Consider the following 22,335-nt stretch of genomic DNA (forward strand, 5'->3'; position numbering starts at 1 on the left):
GGGCTTACTGGCCTCATCGCGAGCAGGCTTTGCTCCCACAGGACCTGCTCAAACAGATCTGATGGATGTACGGCCGGGAGAGCCAGGTCGGCTACTAGGCCGCCTCGCGGTGGACGTTGATCTCGGGCGCCCCGTTAACCACGCTGGCCGAACGCAGGCATTGCGCAGTGGGCATCCCGGCATGGATGCCGGGATAGCCGCGCTGGGCCATGGATGGCCCTTCGCGGCGGGCCCACGGAGCAATGCCGGAGTGAGGGCACACCGAGCCTAGGCGAGGTGCCAAGTGGTGGGGCAGAAGCGTTTTGCTTACTTTTGCGCTTCTCAAAAGTGAGCCGCCGTAAGGGCGGAACCCTAAGCCGCCGTTACCGCAGCAACGGATATACACACCAACCTTAAAACCCCACCCCAACTCAGCGGCTATTCAGATAAGCCTTCCCATAATGCCGCTCCATCCGCGCCTGAATCAGCTCCAGCGCAATGGACATCAACCAGTAAATAATCGCCGCCGTCGTCAGCATCTCAATATAGCGATAGCTGGAACGCCCATAAGACTGCGCCAGAAACATCACCTCCCAAACCCCCATCACCGAGATCAGCGAAGAATCCTTGAGCATGGAGATGAACTGGTTGGTGGTCGGCGGGATGATGGTGCGCATGGCCTGGGGCAGGGTGACGCGCCAGAAGATCACGGTTTCGCCCAGGCCCAGGGCGAGGGAAGCTTCGCGTTGACCGTTGGGCACGCCGAGGATGCCGGCGCGGAAGATCTCGCTCAGGTAGGCACCGTAGTTCAGCGACAGGGCGATGATCCCGGCGGCGACGGCGCCTGGGACCACGCCCAGTTGGGGCAGGCCCAGGTAGATCAACAGGATCTGGATCAGCAACGGCGTGCCGCGAAAAAATGACGCATAGAAGCTGGCGATACCGAACGCCACCGCGCTGCTGGACAGCCGCGCCAAGGCGGTGATGAAGCCCAGCAAGGACGAAGCGACGATCGAGCACAGGCACAGGAACAACGTCAGCACCGCCCCTTGCAAAAAGCCATTGGGCGCCAGATGCACACCCAGCAGGTTCGGCAGTTTGTCGAGGATGATGGAGAACTTCAGGTCGAAGCTCAGGAAGAAACTCGCGAACAGCACCAGCATGGCCGCCCAGGTCAGGTACAACCGGGTGCGAAAACCGAAGATTTTCTGCAGGCGTGACTCAGCCACCGGTGGCGGTGGCTGAGAGGGTGGAAAAGAAGTCATTGGGTAATGTCGGCGCCGATCCATTTTTGCGAGAGTTTGCTCAAGGTGCCGTCTTGTTTCAACTGGGCAAAGACTTCACGCACCTTGCTGTCCCACTGGGCGTCGCCCTTTTCGATGGCCACCGAGTTCGGCTCGGAGTAGAGCGCCTCGCCGGCCAGCTTGAAGCGCTTGTCTTCGGTCAGGCGCGGCTGTGCGGTCACCAGGTTGGTCAGCACCGCGTCCAGTCGCACCCCGGCGCCCAGGCCCAGGTCCTGGAACGCCACGTTGTCGGTGTCGTACGGGGCAATTTGCACGTCCTCGAATGGATAGCTCAGTTGAGTATCCTCGGCGCCTTCGATCACCAGGTTCTTGTTCAGGTAACTCTCATAGCTGGAGGCGCTGGTCAGCCCGACCTTCTTGCCGCTCAGGTCCTTGGCGCCGTGGATACGGTCGTCCTTGGCGTTGACCACGATCACCGCGGGCGAAGCGTAGTACTGCACGGGGAAATCGAACACTTCGGCGCGGGCCTTGCTCGGCGTCATGGAGCAGATGCAGATGTCATAGCGCCCGCTCCAGTGACCGGCCGCGATCACGTCCCAGGAAGGGGTTTCCAGGCGCAGCTTCACGCCCAATTTCTGCGCCACGGCTTTGGCGACGTCCACGTCAAAACCGTCGAGCTGGTTCTGATCATTCAGGAACGAGAAGGGTGGATAGCTTTCCATCAGCACGCCGACCAGTTCTTTTTTCTGTTCGATGCGATCCAGCGTGGCGCCGGCGAACGCTTGCGATGAGGCAGCCAGCAGAGTCAGGCCCAGGGCCAGCAGTGGTTGTAATTTCATGTGAGGGCCCTGATAGAAAAATAAGTTGTAGTTCACCGAATGGTGCGTATTAAATAGTTATAAGAACAACTCCGGTAGTGAGTATTTTTCATAAGCTTATGAGTGAATCGCATATGGGCTCAGCAACGACAGTCATTCTCGATGGCGGCATGGGCCGCGAACTGCAACGCCGGGGCGCGCCGTTCCGACAGCCTGAGTGGTCGGCCTTGGCCCTGAGCGAAGCGCCCCAAGCGGTAGAAGCCGTGCACGCGGCCTACATTGCCAGCGGCGCCAACGTGATCACCAGCAACAGCTATGCGGTGGTGCCGTTTCATATTGGCGAGGCGCGTTTCGCCGAAGAAGGCCAGGCCCTGGCGGCGCTGGCGGGCGAGTTGGCGCAGCGGGCAGTGCACGCTTCGGGTAAAGCGGTGCGGGTGGCCGGGTCGCTGCCACCCTTGTTCGGTTCCTATCGGCCGGATCTGTTCGATGCGTCCCGTGCCAGTGAGTTGCTCGCCCCCCTGGTGAACGGTCTGGCGCCCCATGTCGACTTGTGGCTGGCCGAAACCCAAAGCTCTACGGTCGAAGCGCGGGCGATTCACGCCGGATTGCCGAAGGATGGCAAGCCGTTCTGGCTGTCGTTCACCCTCAAAGACGAAGACACCGATGAAGTGCCACGCCTGCGTTCCGGCGAACCGGTGGCGGACGCCGCTGCGGTGGCGGCTGAGCTGGGCGTCGAGGTGCTGTTGTTCAACTGCAGCCAGCCAGAAGTGATCGGCGCGGCCATCGATGCCGCACGGGACACCTTCGCGCGCCTGGGCGTGAAGATCCACATCGGTGCCTACGCCAACGCCTTCCCGCCGCAACCGAAGGAAGCGACGGCCAACGATGGGCTCGATCCGCTGCGCGAAGACCTTGATCCGCCGGGCTATCTCCAGTGGGCGGCGGACTGGCAAAAACGCGGGGCCAGCCACCTGGGCGGCTGCTGCGGGATCGGGCCGGAGCATATCGCGGTGTTGGCACAACAGCTGGTCTGAACCTGAGGAAATCACCGTGGCCGGGGAGCAATTCCCTCGCCACCGGTCCCTGGGATTGGCTGACATTGCGGCTTACGCTTTTCTGCCAATCCTGTGGCCGCTGCAATACATATGTATGTCATTTGCGCTGGAAAGGCGCGATAGGGTCTGTGTCCTACTCACAACCGGACACCTGAAATGACTGTCTCTTCTGCAAATGAACCTGACGCCAAGTCCCATGTCGCCAATGTTTCTCTGAAACCCACCCGCCTGTTATTCAATGGGATCGAGTTTGAACATGAATTCGCCGATCAGGAATCAGGTCAATGGACCGCTATCGATGATGGGCAGATTCAGGTCGCTTATCCTGGAATGGATAGCCAGGGCGTTCAGCTCGGCGCCCATGAAAAAGAACAAATCAGACAACTGAGGCTTCTGGATACCAATCAGATGCAATTGGCGCGTCTGTTTGCCGGTCATCCGACGTTCGACACGGCGCTCAAGAATCTGCTGGTCAGCCGAATGAAGGTAAAGATTCCCGAGCGGGAATTTCGCACCTCACCGTTACCCGATATCGATCCTGATCATTGCTACGTAAACCATTTTGCCGTGGACGCGTTGGGTGGTCGTTCATTGACGTCGTCTCAGAGCTTTACTGAGGTTATGTTGGGTTGTTTGGCGACAGATGCGCCTGCCAATTACAAATCCGGGGACGTGGGTTTCTTCAGTCGTCCGGACTCGGTGGAGGAAGACGACAGTCTGTTCGTCAGCCCATTGGCTGCGAAAATTCCAGCCATCATGGAGTCGGTGTTCTATCTCGCCGAACCTACTACCAATGACCATTTGAAGCGTCAGCTGCGTGACGATCTGGTTGCCTTTGGCAATAGTAAAAACAGCGATGTGCTCGAGACACCCACACCCTCGACAAATGAAAAGGCCCTTGCCTATCTGTTGTCCCGGCGATACCTGCATTTCATGGATCTAAACAAGGCCGATCGCAATCCGGCGATCCCGCTGAGCCAAGATGCTCGAACCCAGCAGAATGAAGAAGACCGACTGCTGGATCTAATTACGACACATCCGTCGAAGGCGGACAGAAGCCGTTTGATGCGGGCGCCCATCCCCCATGTCTATTGCGTCATGCTCGACATGGGCACTGCGCCGCCACAGAAATGGCCTGCTGCAATGGTCATCAAACGAACGGATCGAAACTCATTGTTCTTGTATTCCCTGGAAGGGGGATTCCAACGCTTCCAATCTTTCCAGGACTTGGTCAATCAAGTAAGCCCAACCTTCGCGGGGCAAAAACGTGGGATCCGGGATATTTCTTCTGAAGTGTCCGGGTCAGTTTTTGACGTGGCGGCGGATGATCTGCTGCAGAGCCAACGTTCCGCCCTGGACACGGTGCTGAATGCACCGGGAAACGAGAAACTTACTTTGGCGGCTTTCGCGCTGAAGGTTGAAGATGCGCAGGCTTTGCCCAACTTGGCACTCGCCGGGCCGCTGGCCGTGCGCCAGGAAACCCTGGTGGAAAACAACCGCCCTGATTTCTACAAAACCGCAACCCGTTCGGAAAAAGCCAATTGTCGGCGCCTGGAGAAGCAGGTACTGGAGGCCGTCTATAAACTCAGCAGTCTTGATATCCAGACGTTGCGGCAGTTCACCCGCCAGAAGGTCAAACAATACCTGCAGCTCACCGTTCACCCCGGCATAAACCCCGATTCGGACACGACCCTGGTTACGCTTTCCTACGGCAAGAACGCCAACCCAAGGCAGTCCCGTACTCGCAGCCTGACCGAGCTGATGCTTGAAAATCTGCGCCCGCTTCAATATCCGAACGCCATGAGAGAAGTGACGGCCGTCTACCTTGCCGATTCAGATGGTCATCGTATTCGGCACCCGGCCAGTGGCTTCATGATCCTGTTGACGGGGGGGGAGATCGCCAAGATGGCGCGGGGCATCGACGCCGGTGGCAGTTATGAAGCTTACCTGCGGGAAAAAATGAATAAGCCTGAATACAAGACAGCCTGGCAGGCGGCGTATTTGGCCAACCTGAAACTCAAAGCGTACGAGGCTGAACTGGGGGGGCATAAGGTATTCAAGACCACTGTATTTGACAGCACTTTCAAACCGCCCATGTCCAGGAAGTTGCTTAGGCTCTGGCTGGACGCGATCATACAATCGCCTCTCCCACAGACACGTGCCCTCGTCCAGGGGCGACGGGTTTATGCGTATGGTCTATTGCTGGGGGGAAGCCTGGGAGCTGGCGGGCAGCATGGGACGATGGGCAATGCGTTCAGTGTCGATGGCGTCCTGATTTTTTCAGATCAGGACGGGCCGGATATCAAGGGAACCGTGGGTGCTTATTTTCCGGACAGCCCCGATGGGCAGGACCTGTATGAGTTCTCCAGCCTGAGCAATGGTATCGCCGGGCTTTTGCAGCAAGAACAGTGGCAGGGGTACTTCCGATCACGCATCAGTGCCACCGATCCTGAAGAAGTAAAGCGTGTATTGGGGCAACGGCGTGGTCAGCCCTTGATCCGGTGCATGTTGATCCCCAGCGATCTGCTTGAGTTCTTCCACAAAGCGCACCTCAACTTCCATAGGGCTTACGCCGATCACCGCTCCAACAGCAACCAGGATGTACAGCGCCAGGCATCGGCCAGGATTTTGATGGTGGCGATGGAAATATTCATGGACCTGGCCGGCATGCTCTTGGTGCCCGGTTTCCAGCTGCTCAGGAGTGCGCTCAAGACAGGCCTGTTGATCGTCAAGACCGGCGCGGTTCCAATGAACCTGACAACCCTGGTTTTCTTGCACAGGGTGGCAAATTATGGCGGACGGGGAATGGCGGGTGTGACGGTTCCGGTGCGCGGACAATCCTCCTTCCTGGCGGTGACCGCTCGACAAAGCCAGGACGAAGTGATCGCCGGGCTGCCCCTGGAGGAGGCGCTCTATCGACGTTACGCCGTGACGGATACCTCGGTGATAAAAGGCGTGACCGCAGATCCCCAGGGGTTTTATCGACCCAAGGTGAGTAATCATGTTTCGGGTGGCGTCGATCGACCGGTGTTCGTGCAACAACCCGATGGGACCGTGTTCCGCGTGCACGACCACACAAAGTTGAAGGCCACCGAGGCGACCCTTGTCGACCCGGCTACAGGACTGAGCATCCGTAGCAGCGGCGTAATGAGAAGTACCGTGGCGCGGATGCCCAATGGCGAGTGGCGCGCCGTAGGTTTTGGGCGAGGGGGTGGTGAGCGTCCTGCGAAACAACCTTCCGAGACAGACCCCTCGAAACCCAATGTCCCGGCCCCCTCGTCATCGGCTATTTCCGACTTGATTCGTACGTCCGGCGTTTGGAACACCCAGGTCATGGAACTGGTCCCGGGGTTCATCACTCGTCTTCCGATTTGGCCGCAGAATCGCGGCTTGCTGATTGTCGATGAGATAACCGCACACCAGAGTTGGTCGGTACGCTTTACACCGGGCCAGACTGAACGCATTTATCCCACGGCCCATCACCCGGATCAGGTGCGCACCGACATCGTCCTGAGGCGCTCGGCCCAGAACCATTACAACCTGGTTCTAGGAAATCGTGTCGTGCGAATTCCTGCCGACGGTGATTGTTTTTTCAATGCCATTGCCCGTGGACTGAATGAAGGTCAGTCGCAAGCGACTTTCTCGATGCAGGGGCTGCGCAACGCAGCGGCCGACTTTTTCGATCAGAATCCGGAGTTGAATCAATACCTGGTAGCCGAACCTACCCCTGTCCAACAAGCGCTCTTTGAAAATGGCCCCTGGCTGGACCACTTGTTGGACACGGGGACAATGGCCGATCTCACCCGGATCATCTATGGGGGGCCGAACCCGCATGGCTTGTTTGAACCGATGCGCAATTTTCTGGCGCTACAGTTAAACGTCTTCGGTCGCAGGACACTCCGTGCGGCGCGGGGAGGCGACCTGCCAATTGAGATCCTGCACGAAATCTCTCGTCATTTATCGCCCAGACCTCCACAACAACTGATGCCTAGCAGCACGCCGTATTACGATGTGGATGAGCAAACCCTACGGTATTTTTTTGCCGATACCCTGCTGGCGCCCATTGATGACTTCCATCTCGCCAGACTGCTGCGTGATGAATTCCTTCGTCTTTCTCAAGGGGTGATGCACATCATGCTCGAGTACGGGGTCAAGGCCGTGGACCTGGCAAATAATCATCCGAAGAACAAATTGGGCTACGTAATGTTCGATCAGGACACTCATGCTCATCTCTCCGCGAATGAGCTCGACACGGAGCTTGAGGGAGCCTACATGGTGGATCGCGATGATCTGGACAAGGTACAGCAGAGATACCAACGCGAAACGGGCCAGTTTGTCGATGACGATGACGAACTGATGGACCAGTTTATCTACTACCAAAGGGCTGAAAGCGTCCGCGATCTGCTGCTTGTATCCCTGCAGCGCTTTCCTGATTTGTTGAGGCGGGCACAGATTCTTATGCAATCCTCGGTGGTTTCATCCAACCTCGATGGCATGCTGCCGGTGAGTGTCGTGGCGAGGTGGTTGCGTGATCCGGCGCTTTCGGACAACCGACTGCGGATTATCGCTGAATATGCCGACACCCGTTATGCGGAAGTGGTGAGGCGATCCGATATCTATACCAATTGGATGCACCTGTTCGATGACACTAACCTGCAAAATATTCTTACGCATCAAGAGGCGCTGACACAGCTTTGGAAGTTCATGGGCCACGCGCAGCCCACCGCTGAGGAAGGTGATCACTCTGTTTGGGTGAAGTTATTCAGTGCCTCGGGGCAAACGCCTTCTAATTCCAGGATGAGCATCCTGTTCGATACCCCGGATCTATGGCGCTCGCTTCAAGCCTGGCCAAGCATTCACGTGGTGCAAATCTGGGACGATCTGGTCGGGCCGCATTTTAGCGATTCGGCTATTCAACTTACCCTCAGCCGCCCCGGCGTACTGCGTTCTGCGCTGGATTTTGTGGTGGCATTAAGAAGCAACCTCACAAGGGAAGAGGAGCAGGCAAATCGTATTGTCATGGAGGTGCTCACCCTCTCCCAAAGCCAAGCCCAACAGTATTTGTACCGCTTCGATTTTCCAACTGATCGGTTGGGGCATAGCCGTTCTGACTTCGTGTTGTATTTGGAAGATCATATGGCCGTGCCGGACTGGGCATGGCAGTACCTGAGGGAGGGAGTCACGCGCCAATCGCTCACATCGTTAGGCGAGATGAAACCGAAATCAGAGTAATCGGTGGGTGCAGGCAATGAGTTCATGGCCTGATTAATCGCCATCGCGAGCACGCTCGCTCCCCCAGTCAAATCTGTGATGACCACTTGACCAGGTCCACAACAGATCCCTGTGGGAGCGGGCGTGCTCGCGATGGCGGAGCGTCAGGTGCGATACCTATGCCCGACACTCCACCAACCCGCGCACTTGCCCACCCTCGCGCTGATTGTCCTCACTCAACCAGCGCTCGAAGCCCGCGGCGATCGCCGGCCACTCCGAGTCCAGTATCGAGTACCACGCGGTGTCGCGGTTCTGGCCCTTGACCACCATGTGCTGGCGAAACACCCCTTCGAACGTGAACCCCAGCCGCTCGGCTGCGTATTTGGAGCGGGCATTGCCGTTGTTGCACTTCCACTCCAGGCGGCGATAGCCCAGGGCGAAGGACTCCTTGGCCAGCAGATAGACCGCCTCGGTGCTTTTTGGCGAACGCTGCATCGGCGCGCCGAAGGTCACGTGGCCGATCTCGATGCGGCCCTGGGCCGGGACGATGGACATCAGGCTGAGAATCCCCTGCACCTCGCCGCTGGCGCGGTCGATCACGCTGAAGAAATACGGGTCGGTGTTGGCCGCATGGTTGTTCAGCCAGGCATCGAAAGCACCGCGATCCGAGAACGGACCATAGGGCAAGTAATCCCAGAGTTTTGGATCGGCACCGGGGCCTTCGAGGGCTTGCCAGAGGCCATCGGCATGGCGCGCCGGATCGAGTTTTTCCAGGCGGATGAAACGCCCTTCGAGCACCTGTGCAGAGGGCGCCGGGACACCTTTCCAATCGGCGAGTGAAGTCGACATGCTGCGCTCCTTAAAGGGCTTTGCGAAATTGAATGAAGCCTGGGCGTTCGGCGATGCGCTCGTAGAGCTGGATCGCCGTGGCGTTGGTTTCGTGGGTCAGCCAGTGCACCTTGCAGCAACCATCGGCCTTGGCCGTGGCGTAGACGAATTCGATGAGCTGGCGACCCACGCCAGTGCCACGGCTCTGTTCCGTTACCAGCAGGTCTTGCAGGTAGCAGGAGTTCTCGATGCTCCAGTTCGAACGGTGATAGATGAAGTGCACCAGGCCCACTGCCGTGTCGCCATCCCAGGCGAGGGCAGCATGGGTCGGTTCATGCTCATCGAGCAAGCGCTGCCAGGTGCTTTGGCTGACGGCGTCCGGCAACTCGGTCTTATAAAACCGTAGGTAGGCTTGCCACAGCGGCAGCCAGGCGGCGTGATCGTCGGCGCTGACGCGGCGGATTTCAGGTTGGCTCATGTTCACTCCTTGGACGATTGTTCAGGCATCAGGTGGGCGAGCGCCCGGTCTTGAGGGTCGGGGCTGGCGGCGAGGCCGTTGCGTACGCCGGCGGCATCCGCGGGGCTACGGTTCTGGCTGAGCTTGCGCTTGCCTTCCAGGCGCTGGATGGGCAGGGCGAAGCCAACGATGGCCTTGAGCATGCTGTCGATGTACTCGGGCGGTGCATCATCGATCTTCCACGGCTGTTCGCGAGCGTTTTCGTGACGGTCGGTGAGGGCGCCCACCAGGTTGCGCAGCCGATGAGCGTCGCTGAACACCTCGGCCCTGCCATAGGCGTGTACGGCCACGTAGTTCCAGGTCGGCACGACTTTGCCGTGTTCGGCCTTGCTCGGGTACAAGCCTGGGCTGACATAGGCATCGGCCCCGGCGAAGATCACCAGGGCTTCGGCACCGGCTTCCAGGTCGCGCCATTGTGGATTGGCCCGGGCCATGTGGCCGTAGAGGCTTCCGTTCGGCCCTTGTTGCGTGTCCAGCAACAGCGGCAAGTGACTGGCCTGCAAACCGTGTTCACCTTGGGTGACCAAGACGGCCAGGCGGCACTCGCCGATCATCTGGTGCAGTTCGGGCAGGTCTTGGACGGCAAAGGCTTTGGGGTTGTACATGATGATTTTCCTTGGCGAATGCGAGCATCCTAGGCAGGCTATTGGTCTGTTGTAAGAGCCACTTCCGGCCAATTCGATAGGTCCATTCGCGAGGGCTGTCATGCATCACGCCGCGCCGCCATTGTCGTTCAACCCCGCAGGCATCGAGCTGGATCGCCGCCAGGGGCTCAGCCGCCAGCTGTACCAGGCGTTGCGTGCCCGGGTGCTCGATGGGCGCCTGGCCAGCGGCACGCGCCTGCCGGCCAGCCGAGACCTGGCGGCGGCCTTGTCGATCTCGCGCAATAGCGTGGTGCGGGCCTACGACCAGCTCTACGCCGAGGGTTTCATCGAAGGGCGGGTCGGTGACGGCACCTATGTGGCGAAACTGTCCTCGACGACGTTGCCGCTGAAAAACATATCCACAAAAGTATCCACAGGGTTTTCAACAGGCTTACCCACAGCTTTATCCACAGATTGGCTCGATTTACCTGTGGTTCCATCCAGTAAAGTTATCCACAGCAGCGGGCTAAACCGCGTCGAAAAACACCATTTGGCCCAGCCGCCCAGTGGCCCGCCGCGGGCGTTCAGGGTGGGTGTACCGGCTTTCGATCTGTTCCCGTTTGACGTCTGGGCCAAGCTGAATGCGGCTTTCTGGCGCAAGCCGGATCTGCAGCAGTTGTGTTATGGCGATTCCCAAGGGGATGCGCGTTTGCGCGGGCTGATCGCAGCGTACTTGCGCAGCTCCCGGGGGCTGCACTGCACGGCTGAACAAATTGTGATCACCAGCGGCGCACAGCAGGGGATTAGCCTTTGTGCACAGCTGTTGGTGGACCCGGGCGATGTCGTGGCGGTGGAAAACCCCGGCTATCGCGCCGCCGGGCATGCGTTCGCCGTTGCCGGTGCCGACGTCAGAGGCGTGCCGGTCGATGGCGATGGCTTGGATTGCGCCGCGCTGGGTACGTTGAGCCACTGTCGGCTGGCCTATGTCACCCCGTCCCATCAATACCCGACCGGGGTGGTCATGAGCCTGCCACGACGGCTGGAGTTGTTGGCCTGGGCCGAGCGCAACGACGGTTGGATCGTCGAGGATGACTACGATGGCGAGTACCGCTACAGCGGCGCGCCGCTGGCGCCCTTGGCGGCGCTGGATCGCCAGGGGCGGGTGCTTTATGTCGGCACGTTCGGCAAAGTGGCGTTCCCGGCCCTGCGCCTGGGTTACCTGGTATTGCCGCCCGGCCTGGTCAACGCCTTCGCCCGACGGCGCGCCGTGGACGTACGCCACTCGGAAGTCAGCACCCAGGCCGTAATGGCCGAGTTCATGGCCGCGGGGCATTTCCAGCGGCATATCCGGCGTATGCGCAGGGCCGCCCTGGTTCGGCGTGATGCGTTGCTGGCGGGGTGGCCCAAGGCCGTTGTGGGGGTGGGGGCCATGCCCACGGTGGTAGCCGGGCTGCATGTCACGGTGCCTGTGGCGAGTATCGAGCGTGAGCATGAACTGATTGCTCAGGCGACGAGCGTCGGGGTCGAGATCAACGGCCTGAGCGGCTACTGGCTGCCCACCACACCATCGCAAGTGCGTGCCGGTCTGGTGTTGGGTTTTGCGGCGGTTGCGCCAGCGGCGATTGGCACCGCGCTGGCGAACCTGTCCAAGGCCTGGAAAGTCTGAGGGCTCGCAGCCGTATTTCAGTCCGTTTCAAGACCGTTCTTTTGAAAAAAACAGCTGCTGGGCCTGATCCACGGCGATTTCGCTGCGGTAATGATCGATCAACTGACGTTGGCTCAAGCCCCGGGTAGAAGGCTCGGTCATTCCAGCATTGATTTGCTCGACCGTTTTCAGGCGTGCCGAAAGGAACGTTCGGGCGGGCACCCAGTTGGTGGAGTAAAGAAAATCCGCGAACCAGAGCGGTTTGTCGGTCTTTTTGTCGGTGATCTCATAACGATCAAGATAACCCTGTATTGGCGTCTTGATCCGCTGTCGATTTATCCGCTTGGCGATGGAGATGCGATTTCGGTCTTTTAGCCAGGTCACGCCACTCATGGTAGGCGGGCTCTGCTTGATGATGTTCAGTACGGTCTCGAACTCCTGCGCGTACAGTGCCATCGATTCTTTCTTGAGCTGCAATCGCAGGGCATCGACCGAACGCTGTTCTTGCGGCGACAGTTCGATCGTTTCGTTTGTGGCAACGCTCTGTGCCTGATCGAGGGCTGCTTTGAGCGCGATGCCGACTTTCGCCATCCTGCTGGCATGTGCGTTCATGATCATGGCAATACCGGCAGGCGTTCGGTTGGGCTGCTTCAGGTCGCGTTCGATTTGCGCCTTGAATTCACCCAGGCCATCGATCAGGGCCTGGCCTTTGCGAATGCTCGTTTGCAGCGCAGGTATCGGCAACGGTGCGGTGTTGGGTGGTTCATGGGGGGCCCATTCGCCAGTTTCCTTGCGGTGGAACGTGATGATGATTTCGTCCGAGAACGGATTCTTCACATCCACCCAGTCCGTTTCTTCGCGCAGCCCGGATAACCGAGGCTCACCGCTGACGAAGCCCCAGAAGCGGGCCCTGATGAATTTTTTCCTGGTTCGTGGGCGTTGCTCATAGGGGGTGTCGGCCCTACGTCGGCCGCTTCGCTCATCGAGTGCCTGTGCCAGATGCCGCAATGCCCGTTTTTTACAGCTTTTGACCAGCTTGACCATGCGCTGGACTTGCTCAGGGTTGGCGCTGTCCTTGTATTCGCTGCCCATGTAATTGAGATGTTCTTCAATGGCGGCGAACTGTTCCGTCAGGCTGCCAATCGCGTCGATTTGCTCGTCCAGCCGGATTACGCTTCGCTCATCGATGGCGTCTCGCAGGCTTTGGAAAGCCACCGTGGCGTTGTCGACCAACTGGTTAATTTCCAACCAGCCCTCAGGCATCGTGTTGACGCTTTCCAGGGACAGGCAAAGATGGCGATACATCTCTAGCTGGATAAGCTGCAGATCGTCGCTTTTGTAGACAGGCATTTTTCCGCGGTGCTGCCGGACAAACTCAAAGCCTTCGCGCCCGAGCTCCTTGAGCTTGGAAAAACGCGTCTCCATATAGTCCAGGCGCTCGATCATGTCCCCAGCGGCGCTGATCATGTTGTTGGCCGCATCAACATGCTGCTGCTCAGATGTCTTGACCTTGGCTGTGATCATGCGCATGGCCTCGCTCAGGGCCGGGCTGAAGCGCTCTCGAAGTGCGTCCATTTCTGCGAAGGTGAAGTTGACTTGCGCGTTCAGGTAGCCAAGGCCGATCCGAGGATAGTCGGGTCTTGACTGGAAAACCGGCCATTCAAGCAGGGTCTTGAGTGCTTGCTCGTAGTTTTCCCGCTGTGACTCCAAGGTCGCTAAATAGGTCTCGCGCTTGATGTCCTTGGTTGAGCCCGAAGCCTGCTCCATTTCCTGCGCTTGCATGGTCAACAACTTCTGCGTCTGCGGTTTCTTTTCCTCGAACTGGTTGAGTTGGGCAAGCAGTTCAATGTTGCGGCGTTGTGCATGGGCGATAACCCTGCGCCTGACACCTTTTGATCCGCCACCGCGTAAACGCAAGCGGTTATCGACTACCCATTGGTCATGGACGTCATGGACCAGAGGTGGGCCGGTGCGCGTGCCACGGACAATGGAGACTTGGTCACCTTCTACGGACACCTCGAACCATTCTCCGGCCATCTTCGCGTACCAGTTTCCGTCTTTCTCATAGAGCCCCTTGAGTGCGCCCTCGGTTTCGGGCTCTGCGAGGTCGCTGGGCGTGTCGATGCGGAAGCTATCGAGGAGCTTGACGTCTTTGCTCGATTTGCCCATCAGGGCGCCGCTGGTATGGATGACCCCGTAATGCTCTTGCGCCAATGCGGGTTCGGTGAGTGGAACGAGGGTCTCGATAGTCAGTTTAGGCTTGGGCAGGGGCAGGCTTGGCTCAGGGGCAATTTCCGGGGCTTCTGTCGCCAGTTTGCGTTGGCCTGCCCTGCTGCGCCCGGCGGTGTAATTGATGATGCCTAACGACACGTTCAGCAGCAGATCAACGAAAGCTTCCCATTTGGTGTTCTGGTCTGAGGCCTCGTCGCTTTGCGTCAATTGTTCGAGGTCGTTGAAAATTTGCCAGAGCCAAGTGGCGGTGTTCGCCGTGGTGCCGAGGTAGGGCAGCGCCAAGTTGAGAATCAGCCAACCCGCTTGTTTGAACGTCGCCCACCGGCTTTCGCTATTGGAGACCGACTGATGGTCGGCAAGCGTGACCAAGGCGTTGGCATTGGCTTTGTATAACAGCGGCAGGAAATCGTTGCCCAGGGTTTCCTCGCTGAGACGGATGGGGCCACTGTTGACCATCGATGAGAGTGGGTCTACAAGGAATTCCACGACGGTCCAAGGGGACGGGAGCGCGCCGGGGAATACGTCACGGCTGTAGGTTTCCCGGACGCCGTCAGGCAGCCAGGCGAGTACTGACTGGCGCAAGGCGTCGGTTTGCCGGATCGCATACAACAAGTTGCTGAAAGAGGGGAACTGCCACAGCTGTGGTTCCAACAACGGACGATAAAGCAGGCAAGGACCGTCACCCAGCGTCTGTGGGCCGATCACGAACATATTGGCAACGATATCCTGCGAAACCCCCAACTGCAGCTCGGGCACGAAGGCCAGTTTGCGCAGCACGACAGCTTGCCCGTCCACTTTGCGGTCGGCTTCCTCAGGTTCCATCAGTGCGGCGACATAACGACAACCCCACTCATCGATATCGCCTATCCCGCGCAGTTTTCCCTCCAGCGCGAGCAGGGGCAGTTGTATGCGTAATTGCGAGATGTACAAGGTTTCGCGGCGGGCCGATTCTGCCGGGTCGTCCAGTAGTTTGCGCTTGATCAGCCCGGGGTAGACGCGACCGATATCGACTTGGGTGATGAGATTTTCAACGTAATCGACAGTCATCCAATCGGGCAACTCGGCCCCGTCGAGGGACCTGACGGTCTTGTTGCCCGATGGAACGGCAATCAGGTTTTGCAGGGCCAGTTCGACGAGGTTGAACCGAGTGGTGTCCAACTTGAAGGGCACGACGAAAGTCCCCCAGACAACCAGGCTCTCTATGCTTATTTCGATTTTTTCCGGATCCAGCGTCGAGGCGTCGGCGTGATCGGCGCGCATCTGCGTCTTCAAGGCATGCGCCGCGTATTCCTTGATGGGTGGAATACCGTCCAGGTAGGTTTTGCCAACCTGGGAGATGCTCAGCGCCGACAGGTTCTTCATGTATTGGGCAAACAGGATCTGGTCGGGTACCGGCGCTGTCTGTAGCCACTCGGGTAACCTGTCTTGAAACCAGCCCTCGCCAGGCCCGGTGCTCAGTCCGCTGGTGGAAGGTTCGTTTTCTGTGAGGGTCAGGTATTGCTCGGTAAGGGGAGAGCCGACGATCTTCGCTTGTACGGCGATGATCCCGCAGGCTTTGCTGTCGAAAATGTTGCCGCTGGGCTCATAGAGTTGCCACCGGATTGTCGTGGCCTGGCCCAAGGCGCCCAGATGAGCGGTAAGGGATTGTTCCAATGCCTGTAGGGACTCGAACTTCTCATAGCCGTTGACCAATGAATGGGCAAGGATGACTTCCTTGTTATCGATCGAACCGATCAGCACCACCACAGAATTCTCAATGATGCGGCTTACCTGGTCGTCGTCGACCCGGTAAAGGTCGATCAGATACGCGTGGCTGTCGTATTTGTCCTTGCGGTCTCGCAGGGAGGGGTAGAGAAACAACTGCCGGGCCATGTCGCATTCCGTCGCCGTCCAGCCCTGGACTTGCTTGACGTCCCAGAGCTTGCGCAACGTGCTGGAGAACTCATGCCAACGCGGACCATAACTACCGAATGGAGCATTCCAGTAAGCCAACTGCTGCTCCTGGTTGGCCGGCAACATGGCGGGGGCCAGTTCGTTGATCAAACATCCGATCTGGTCGATACGCACCGGCAAATGCACCTCGGGCACGGTAAGCGGCAGTTGGGTCAGATAGTGCAGGCCATCAACCAGCAACGTGGGTTTGTTTCGGTCCGATTGTAGGATGAGCAAGTCGCTGAGCGATTTATAGCGCGTGGGGAGTTCGATCAATTCGCCGTCGACAATGTCCCAGTCCGGTTCGCCGACGACGGTGGTGTAGGGGTCGATATCCAGGGTGGGATAAAGCTCCTTGAGCGCGTCCCGCAGGAGCGCGGCGGCGACTTCCGGGTAGCTGGGGCCCGCGAGCAATTGGTTGAGCAGAGCGCCCTTGATGCTGGTGTCGGACGAAGGGGGCGTGTCGGTAAGGTCTGTTGTCGTCATCTGAGTGTCCCTGTCTCGAGATACGTGAAAAACCCGAAGCCAGATGCTGCGGGCTTTTCATGCTAGAGAGGCCAGGAACGGGGCAGGTGGTAACTATGTATACGCTGGTGGTAGCAAAGCTTGCTCGCGATGAAGGCGCCTCGGTCTTTGGAAAACCGTAGCGCTTTATCGCGGGCAAGCCTTGCTCCCACAATGGCCTTTATTCCACAACGGCGTTTACTGGCCGGATTTGATCCGCGTCCAGGCCCGCGTGCGCGCGCGCTCGGCATCCCGGGGCAAGGGTTGCAGGGTGTAGAGCGTGGTCATGGCCGCGGCGGTCGGGTACAGGTTGGGATTGCCGCGGATCGCCGGGTCGACCATTTCGGTGGCGTCCTTGTTCGGGTTCGGATAACCGACAAAATCGCTGACCGGCGCGATCACCTGCGGTTGCAGCAGGTAATTGATGAAGGTGTAGGCGTCCTCCGGGTTCTTCGCGCCTTTGGGGATGGCGAGCATGTCGAACCAGATCGGCGCGCCTTCCTTGGGCAGGCGCATGTCCACGGTCACGCCGTTCTTGGCGTCCTTGGCGCGGTTGGCCGCCTGGGAGAAGCTGCCGGAGTAGCCCACCGCCACGCAGATCTCACCGTTGGCGATGTCGGCCATGTACTTGGACGAGTGGAAATAGGTGATGTACGGACGGATCTTCATCATCAGCGCTTCAGCCTTGGCATAGTCCGCCGGCTTCTTGCTGTTGGGGTCCAGGCCCAAGTGCTGCAAGGCCAGCGGCAGGATCTCCGACGGCGAATCGAGCAGCGCCACGCCGCACTGCTTGAGCTTGCTGATGTTCTCTTCCTTGAAAATCAGGTCCCAGCTGTCCACCGGCGCATTGTCGCCCAGGGCGGCCTTGACCTTGTCCGGATTGAAGCCGATCAGGATGGTGCCGTACATGTAGGGCACGGCGAACTTGTTGCCCGGGTCGTTGGCTTCGATCAGCTTCATCAGCTTGGGATCGAGGTGGTTCCAGTTCGGCAGCTTGCTGCGGTCCAGGGGCTGGAACACCCCGGCTTCGATCTGCTTGGCCAGGAACACGTTGGACGGCACCACCACGTCATAGCCGGAGTTGCCCGTCAGCAGCTTGGCCTCCAGGGCCTCGTTGGTGTCGAAGATGTCGTAGACCAGCTTGACCTGGCTGTTCTGCGCCTTGAAATCCTCCAAGGCCTTGGGCGTGATGTAGTCGAACCAGTTGTAGACGCGCAAGGTGCGCTCCTCGGCCTGGACAGCGCCGCAAAGCAGCGCGGCGCACACGGCTGGAGCCATTAAACGCTTGAGTCTGTTCATGCTGTTATTCCTCATGGGGCGCTTTGGAAACCTTCAAGAACGTTCACGGCATTGATGCCGATTTCTGCCACCGCGTAGCCGCCTTCCATCACGAACAGCGTTGGTTTGCCGAGCGCCGCGATGCGCTTGCCCATCGCCAGGTAGTCCGGGCTGTCGAGCTTGAATTGCGAGATGGGGTCGTCCTTGAAGGTGTCCACGCCCAGGGACACGACGATGACATCGGCGTCGTAACCCTGGATTTGCCCACAGGCCTGTTCCAGCGCCGCGCTCCAGGTGTCCCAGCCTGAGCCTGCCGGCAAAGGGTAGTTGAAGTTGAAGCCCTCACCGGCGCCCTCGCCATGCTCATCCGCATAACCCAGGAAAAACGGAAACTCCGCCTCCGGATGGCCGTGGATCGACGCGAACAACACGTCGCTGCGCTCATAGAAAATCGATTGAGTGCCGTTGCCGTGGTGGTAATCCACATCCAGGATCGCGACCTTCTTATGGCCCTGGTCGAGAAAGGCCTGGGCGGCGATGGCCGCGTTGTTGAGGTAGCAATAACCGCCCATCAAATCGCCAGCGGCGTGGTGTCCCGGCGGACGGCACAAGGCAAAGGCACTGCGCGCACCACGCTGGATGTCCGCCTGGGCGGTTAGGGCCACTTGCGCGGCGCTGTAGGCCGCTTGCCAAGTGCCGGCAGTAATCGGCGCGCCAGCGTCGAAACTGTAATAACCCAGTTGGCCGTGCAGGCTGGTGGGGATGACCGTGCGAAAGGTCCGCGCCGGCCAGGTGAAGGGCAACAAATCGCCGTCGCGTTGGTACTTGGCCCAGCGGTCCCAGGCGCCTTTGAAAAACTCCAGGTACGCCGCGCTGTGGATACGCTGGATCGGCCCCAGGCCAAAATCCTGCGGCGCCTCCACCGGCCCCAGCCCCTGCGTCTTGACCCGCTCCAACACATGATCGGCCCGGGACGGCATCTCGAAACAGGGCATCAATTGGCCGTCCATCAACTCGCAGCGGCCGTGGTGCAGGTGGTGATCGTCTGAGTAGATCGTCAGCATTTTTTTGTTCTCCGCAAGGCTGGTCGGTTTGAACACAGTCTTGCGGTGTGGGGCGTTTCAGAGAACGGCAGGAGAGGCCAAAAGGGGATCGAAATGGCCAAAAGGTTTGACCGTAAATCGCCCCTTGTTGGCGCGGGTGTGCGCGGGGTTGGGGCATGCAAGCCCCTGTGGGAGCGAGCCTGCTCGCGAGGCGGCGGCACGTTACACACCCATCTCAAAATACACTCGGTCCCCGTGGCGAGGGAGCTTGCTCCCGCTCGACGGCGCAGCCGTCGTAAACCGGCCGACGTGGTATTTGCGAAGAAATGCGTCAGCCTATTTTGGGGCGGCTTCGCCACCCAGCGGGAGCAAGCTCCCTCGCCACAGGCTGAGCTTCGTTGACCAACCCGAGGTGATCACAGAATGAGCGCCGACAACCAACCCCTGTGGGAGCGAGCCTGCTCGCGAAGGCGGCAGCACGGTACATACCTGACCTGAAGGCGTGGATGACGGCCGCATCGATCAAATGATGGAATCAAGATCCAACGTATACGGTTCACCAATGGCATACCCGTGACCACCACGGATCAATTCACTGTCGTCATCCAGGGCCGGCGCCATCGCCAGTTGCTCGGCCACTCGGTTTTCCGGGTGTGCCTGCCAGCGGGCCAGGGTGTATGCCAGTTGCTCGGGTTGTTCCGACAAGCTTCCGTAGACGTCTTTTTCGCTGACCGACGTGTTGCGCAGCGTGGCCAGGCGCGCGCGGGTGTTGTGCATCTTGTCGACCTCACGGATGAGCGCAATGTTGACGGAGCTTTCGCTACGCCCATTGGGCGCGCCCCGTCCCTCCAGGTAGCGCTCTTCATCGCGCAACTGTTGGGTAATCCGTGCCAGTGCATTGTCGATCCATTCATGTTCGCGTTTTGTCGCCAGTGCGCTTCCGCTGATGTGCGCTTCCTGCCAGCGGCGCAAAGTCGCCCAGCAAGCGGGTATGTAGCTGGGGACCATGAAGTGATCACCGGTCTGGATGAGTTGGGCCAGCAATGCCGCACGGTTCGGCAAGCCATATTTTTGCTCGAGGGCCACCTCGCAGGCGGCGTGTTGGGTGATGGTGTCGCACTGGGGCATCCACAGGATCGAAGACCGTTCTTTGCGATCGAATTCCACCGGCAGGAAGTGCCGCAAGATGCCGTGGTGTTCGTAGGGCTCGCCCGTCAAGTTGGTGATACCCGCCACGAACACGGAAAGGCCGACCGGTACGTTGGCGAATGTCAGGGCCAACCCTGGGCCATAAACACCGCTCTTGGTGTTCATCCAACTGCCGGGCACGCTGGGTATCGGGTCGTTGTGATTGACCATTCGGTAATGCACCAGGGCCTCGGCGTTTTTTGTGAAGGTGGCGTCGGCGGCGCGGGGTGCGCCGTAGGTGTAGAGCTGGATGGTGTAGTCGAAGCCCGCTCTGCGTCGCAGTATCTCCGAGAGCAACAGCGCCACGGCTCCTCCCAGGCTGTGACCGCAAATCAGCAGTTTTTGCCCCGCATGAAACCTATCCAGATAGCTCGTCACGAAGGCCGCGGTTTTTTGGGCCGCCCCATAGAACCCTCGATGCACCCGGCCGACACCTTCTTCAAACGGCACCTGAAGCGCGTCCGCGTCCCGCAGGAAGTCGGCGGATTGCTGGGTGCCACGTACTGCGATCAGAACCAGCTCGTCGTTGTGGGTGATGTAGGCCTGGGTATCCGTGCCTTCTTCCTTGTCGGTATCGTCGAGAAAATGGACTTTGGCGGGATGCTCCTGATGTACACCCAATTCCGGATCGTTGACTGCGTAGAGGGCCGGATCGAACGGTACGATCTCCAAGCGTTTGGAGTAGGGCACGTCTTCATACAGCGGGTAGTAGGGTTTTGGTTGTTCCGGATAGAACTCCCCGAGCTCATCGAACTTGGCCAATGCGTCCGCGAACCAGTTGCCCACGCTTGGTTGCTCGGTAAAGTTCAGCGGCGTTTTTATCGGAGCCTTGTCAGGTGTCTGGCCGAAGGGGCAATAGGTCAGGGTCGACATGAGCGCCAATTGGTACAAGTTGAGCGCGCAGAATTCGGGAGCGGTGGACAGCATGGGCCGCAAGGCGCGTAACGGACGAACTTCCAGGACTGTGTGTATTTGCGGCATCAGCGTTACGCCGAGTTTGCCATGCTCGCCCATCAGCCGCGCCGGCCCAGCCGGAAGCGGGTAATGGCGGTACACCTCTGGGGGCAAATGCGCGACGTGCTTGACCAGGTGCCGTACTTCCACTTGGAAGAAGTCGTCGGCGCAGGCTTGCGCGGGATTTTCCCGGGTGCGTGTGGCGTTCGGGTTCAGGTAGCGGGTTTGCTCGGCGCGGACTTGTAGTTCGGTGATTTGGAGGGGGTAGTGTGGTCGCTCCGCAACACGAACATAAACTTTTTCATGACCGTGATATTTCTCCTCGAAAAACAGCGCAATTGGCCCCGCAAAATGATTGATGATCTTCCCGGTGCCCGTGGCATCCAGGCTGTCACGGTATGTTTGTCCTTCGGAGTCAATAGCGACATAGGTCAACGCCGCATAAGGTTCGCCGGAACCGAACTCATCGACCAGCTGAAAACTAGTCCACTTTCCCCCCACAGGGCAGCTCAGGTTGCGATGGCTCAACCGTGACTCCAGTGCGTTTTTTAATGACGTCATGCGCCAGCCTCCTTATTCGATACAGCTTGGGTAAATGGTGCATTTTTGTCCGTCCGGCATCTGGAATCCGCTGAAGTCCTTGTAGTTACCAAAGCAGTACGCATCTTGATCTTCAAAGTTTTCCCCCATGCAGCGTTTCCAACCGTTCGGCACCTTCACCCAAGTGTCTCCAATGGCGGGTTTTTCCTCGTCCGCCAACTTGATCTTCATCCTCACGGTCTTACCCGGTAGCTGATCGAGGGTGTACGCTGAGAAAGGACGCCCACGCCCAAGCTCGCCCTGTGGATTGGTTTTTTTGCAGTCGAGGATTTTTACGATGCGTCGTTTGGGCCCAGCAGTACGGAACAACCACTGGCACTGACCATAAAAGACACCTTCATCCAATTCATTGAAAGCGCCCTTGTACTGCGGCTCCAACTCATCGCGTATGGCAACGACTGCGGAATCTCCGCTTATATCTCCCCAGTCGTTTCCATACGCCGAATTGATTTCCAGCTTGACGCGGTAGATCACCAACGGGCAGCCGCTGACCGTTCTGTATAAGACTATTTCTGAATTCGGCTGGTAACTTTTCCGCCATTCCAGGTTGTACCCGACCTCTGTATTTCTGCCGCCCGGTACGGTGCAGGTCTGCCCTTTGGCGGGCACGTACACCGCAACGGCTTGGTAGGCAAAGCCTGGCGGCAAATCAGCGGTAAAGATAAAAGTATTCGCTTGTTTGTTGGCGCAACCAACGATTAACGCCATGGAGCAACCCAAGCC

14 protein-coding genes are annotated in these 22,335 nt (G+C 58.9%); 3 read left to right on the forward strand and 11 right to left on the reverse strand.

The genetic code is table 11. The features are described 5' to 3' along the window. Positions 1 to 94: 94 nt before the first annotated feature. From LQ215_RS00780 to LQ215_RS00790, 3 genes are all read right to left on the reverse strand, one after another. Complete coding sequence (locus tag LQ215_RS00780) at positions 95 to 283, reverse strand: nucleoid-structuring protein H-NS (protein WP_230147020.1); 189 nt, start codon at positions 281 to 283, stop codon at positions 95 to 97. 127 nt (positions 284 to 410) lie between these two features. Beyond that, entirely contained in the window at positions 411 to 1,244 is an 834-nt protein-coding gene (locus LQ215_RS00785) for an amino acid ABC transporter permease (RefSeq protein WP_230146961.1), read from the reverse strand. After that, complete coding sequence (locus LQ215_RS00790) at positions 1,241 to 2,062, reverse strand: ABC transporter substrate-binding protein (protein ID WP_230146962.1); 822 nt, start codon at positions 2,060 to 2,062, stop codon at positions 1,241 to 1,243. Before LQ215_RS00790 ends, LQ215_RS00785 begins: the two co-directional genes overlap by 4 nt. Before the next feature lie 113 nt (positions 2,063 to 2,175). On the opposite strand from LQ215_RS00790, the gene LQ215_RS00795 reads away from it, so the two are divergent. Both LQ215_RS00795 and LQ215_RS00800 read left to right on the forward strand, forming a co-directional pair. Beyond that, on the forward strand, positions 2,176 to 3,075 hold the full coding sequence (locus tag LQ215_RS00795) for a homocysteine S-methyltransferase family protein (protein ID WP_230146963.1): 900 nt from the start codon (positions 2,176 to 2,178) through the stop codon (positions 3,073 to 3,075). Between the two features lie 177 nt (positions 3,076 to 3,252). Next, the gene (locus LQ215_RS00800) at positions 3,253 to 8,328 is read left to right on the forward strand and encodes an OTU domain-containing protein (RefSeq protein WP_230146964.1); all 5,076 of its coding nucleotides are present in this window, start codon (positions 3,253 to 3,255) and stop codon (positions 8,326 to 8,328) included. A 156-nt stretch (positions 8,329 to 8,484) separates the two neighbouring features. Here the strand turns inward: LQ215_RS00800 and LQ215_RS00805 are convergent, their stop codons facing one another. From LQ215_RS00805 to LQ215_RS00815, 3 genes are read right to left on the reverse strand one after another with little or no spacing between them, the layout of a single operon-like run. Then, positions 8,485 to 9,156 (reverse strand): GNAT family N-acetyltransferase, encoded by a 672-nt coding sequence (locus LQ215_RS00805; protein ID WP_230146965.1) that lies wholly within the window; start codon positions 9,154 to 9,156, stop codon positions 8,485 to 8,487. Positions 9,157 to 9,166: 10 nt separating this feature from the next. Continuing rightward, positions 9,167 to 9,613, reverse strand: a complete 447-nt coding sequence (locus LQ215_RS00810; protein ID WP_230146966.1) for a GNAT family N-acetyltransferase — start codon at positions 9,611 to 9,613, stop codon at positions 9,167 to 9,169. A gap of 2 nt (positions 9,614 to 9,615) precedes the next feature. Next, the gene (locus LQ215_RS00815; protein WP_230146967.1) at positions 9,616 to 10,257 is read right to left on the reverse strand and encodes an FMN-binding negative transcriptional regulator; all 642 of its coding nucleotides are present in this window, start codon (positions 10,255 to 10,257) and stop codon (positions 9,616 to 9,618) included. 100 nt (positions 10,258 to 10,357) lie between these two features. Here LQ215_RS00815 and LQ215_RS00820 point away from each other — a divergent pair, with 100 nt between their 5' ends. Next, positions 10,358 to 11,902, forward strand: coding sequence for a PLP-dependent aminotransferase family protein (locus LQ215_RS00820; RefSeq protein ID WP_230146968.1), 1,545 nt, complete (start codon positions 10,358 to 10,360; stop codon positions 11,900 to 11,902). A gap of 27 nt (positions 11,903 to 11,929) precedes the next feature. On the opposite strand, the gene LQ215_RS00825 is transcribed toward LQ215_RS00820, so the two are convergent. The 5 genes from LQ215_RS00825 to LQ215_RS00845 all read right to left on the reverse strand — a co-directional run bounded on the left by LQ215_RS00825 (position 11,930) and on the right by LQ215_RS00845 (position 22,320). After that, positions 11,930 to 16,531: a dermonecrotic toxin domain-containing protein gene (locus tag LQ215_RS00825; RefSeq protein ID WP_230146969.1), complete on the reverse strand. Its 4,602-nt coding sequence runs from the start codon at positions 16,529 to 16,531 to the stop codon at positions 11,930 to 11,932. Between the two features lie 216 nt (positions 16,532 to 16,747). Continuing rightward, positions 16,748 to 17,848: a polyamine ABC transporter substrate-binding protein gene (locus LQ215_RS00830; protein WP_230146970.1), complete on the reverse strand. Its 1,101-nt coding sequence runs from the start codon at positions 17,846 to 17,848 to the stop codon at positions 16,748 to 16,750. An 11-nt stretch (positions 17,849 to 17,859) separates the two neighbouring features. Then, positions 17,860 to 18,891 carry a histone deacetylase family protein gene (locus LQ215_RS00835; protein WP_230146971.1) on the reverse strand — a complete coding sequence of 344 codons (1,032 nt, stop codon included), beginning with the start codon at positions 18,889 to 18,891 and terminating at the stop codon, positions 17,860 to 17,862. A gap of 501 nt (positions 18,892 to 19,392) precedes the next feature. Next, positions 19,393 to 21,573 (reverse strand): lipase family protein, encoded by a 2,181-nt coding sequence (locus LQ215_RS00840; RefSeq protein WP_230146972.1) that lies wholly within the window; start codon positions 21,571 to 21,573, stop codon positions 19,393 to 19,395. A gap of 12 nt (positions 21,574 to 21,585) precedes the next feature. Next, positions 21,586 to 22,320 carry a hypothetical protein gene (locus LQ215_RS00845; RefSeq protein WP_230146973.1) on the reverse strand — a complete coding sequence of 245 codons (735 nt, stop codon included), beginning with the start codon at positions 22,318 to 22,320 and terminating at the stop codon, positions 21,586 to 21,588. Positions 22,321 to 22,335 lie beyond the last annotated feature (15 nt).

This window comes from Pseudomonas brassicacearum (genome assembly GCF_918698105.1).
GTDB classification, from domain to species: Bacteria; Pseudomonadota; Gammaproteobacteria; order Pseudomonadales; family Pseudomonadaceae; genus Aquipseudomonas; species Aquipseudomonas brassicacearum_F.

Coding starts and splice junctions, on each gene's coding strand:
- LQ215_RS00785 (WP_230146961.1), bottom strand. CDS start 1,244: ATGACTTCTTTTCCACCCTCTCAGCCACCGCCACCGGTGGCTGAGTCA.
- LQ215_RS00790 (WP_230146962.1), bottom strand. CDS start 2,062: ATGAAATTACAACCACTGCTGGCCCTGGGCCTGACTCTGCTGGCTGCC.
- LQ215_RS00795 (WP_230146963.1), top strand. CDS start 2,176: ATGGGCTCAGCAACGACAGTCATTCTCGATGGCGGCATGGGCCGCGAA.
- LQ215_RS00800 (WP_230146964.1), top strand. CDS start 3,253: ATGACTGTCTCTTCTGCAAATGAACCTGACGCCAAGTCCCATGTCGCC.
- LQ215_RS00805 (WP_230146965.1), bottom strand. CDS start 9,156: ATGTCGACTTCACTCGCCGATTGGAAAGGTGTCCCGGCGCCCTCTGCA.
- LQ215_RS00810 (WP_230146966.1), bottom strand. CDS start 9,613: ATGAGCCAACCTGAAATCCGCCGCGTCAGCGCCGACGATCACGCCGCC.
- LQ215_RS00815 (WP_230146967.1), bottom strand. CDS start 10,257: ATGTACAACCCCAAAGCCTTTGCCGTCCAAGACCTGCCCGAACTGCAC.
- LQ215_RS00820 (WP_230146968.1), top strand. CDS start 10,358: ATGCATCACGCCGCGCCGCCATTGTCGTTCAACCCCGCAGGCATCGAG.
- LQ215_RS00825 (WP_230146969.1), bottom strand. CDS start 16,531: ATGACGACAACAGACCTTACCGACACGCCCCCTTCGTCCGACACCAGC.
- LQ215_RS00830 (WP_230146970.1), bottom strand. CDS start 17,848: ATGAACAGACTCAAGCGTTTAATGGCTCCAGCCGTGTGCGCCGCGCTG.
- LQ215_RS00835 (WP_230146971.1), bottom strand. CDS start 18,891: ATGCTGACGATCTACTCAGACGATCACCACCTGCACCACGGCCGCTGC.
- LQ215_RS00840 (WP_230146972.1), bottom strand. CDS start 21,573: ATGACGTCATTAAAAAACGCACTGGAGTCACGGTTGAGCCATCGCAAC.
- LQ215_RS00845 (WP_230146973.1), bottom strand. CDS start 22,320: ATGGCGTTAATCGTTGGTTGCGCCAACAAACAAGCGAATACTTTTATC.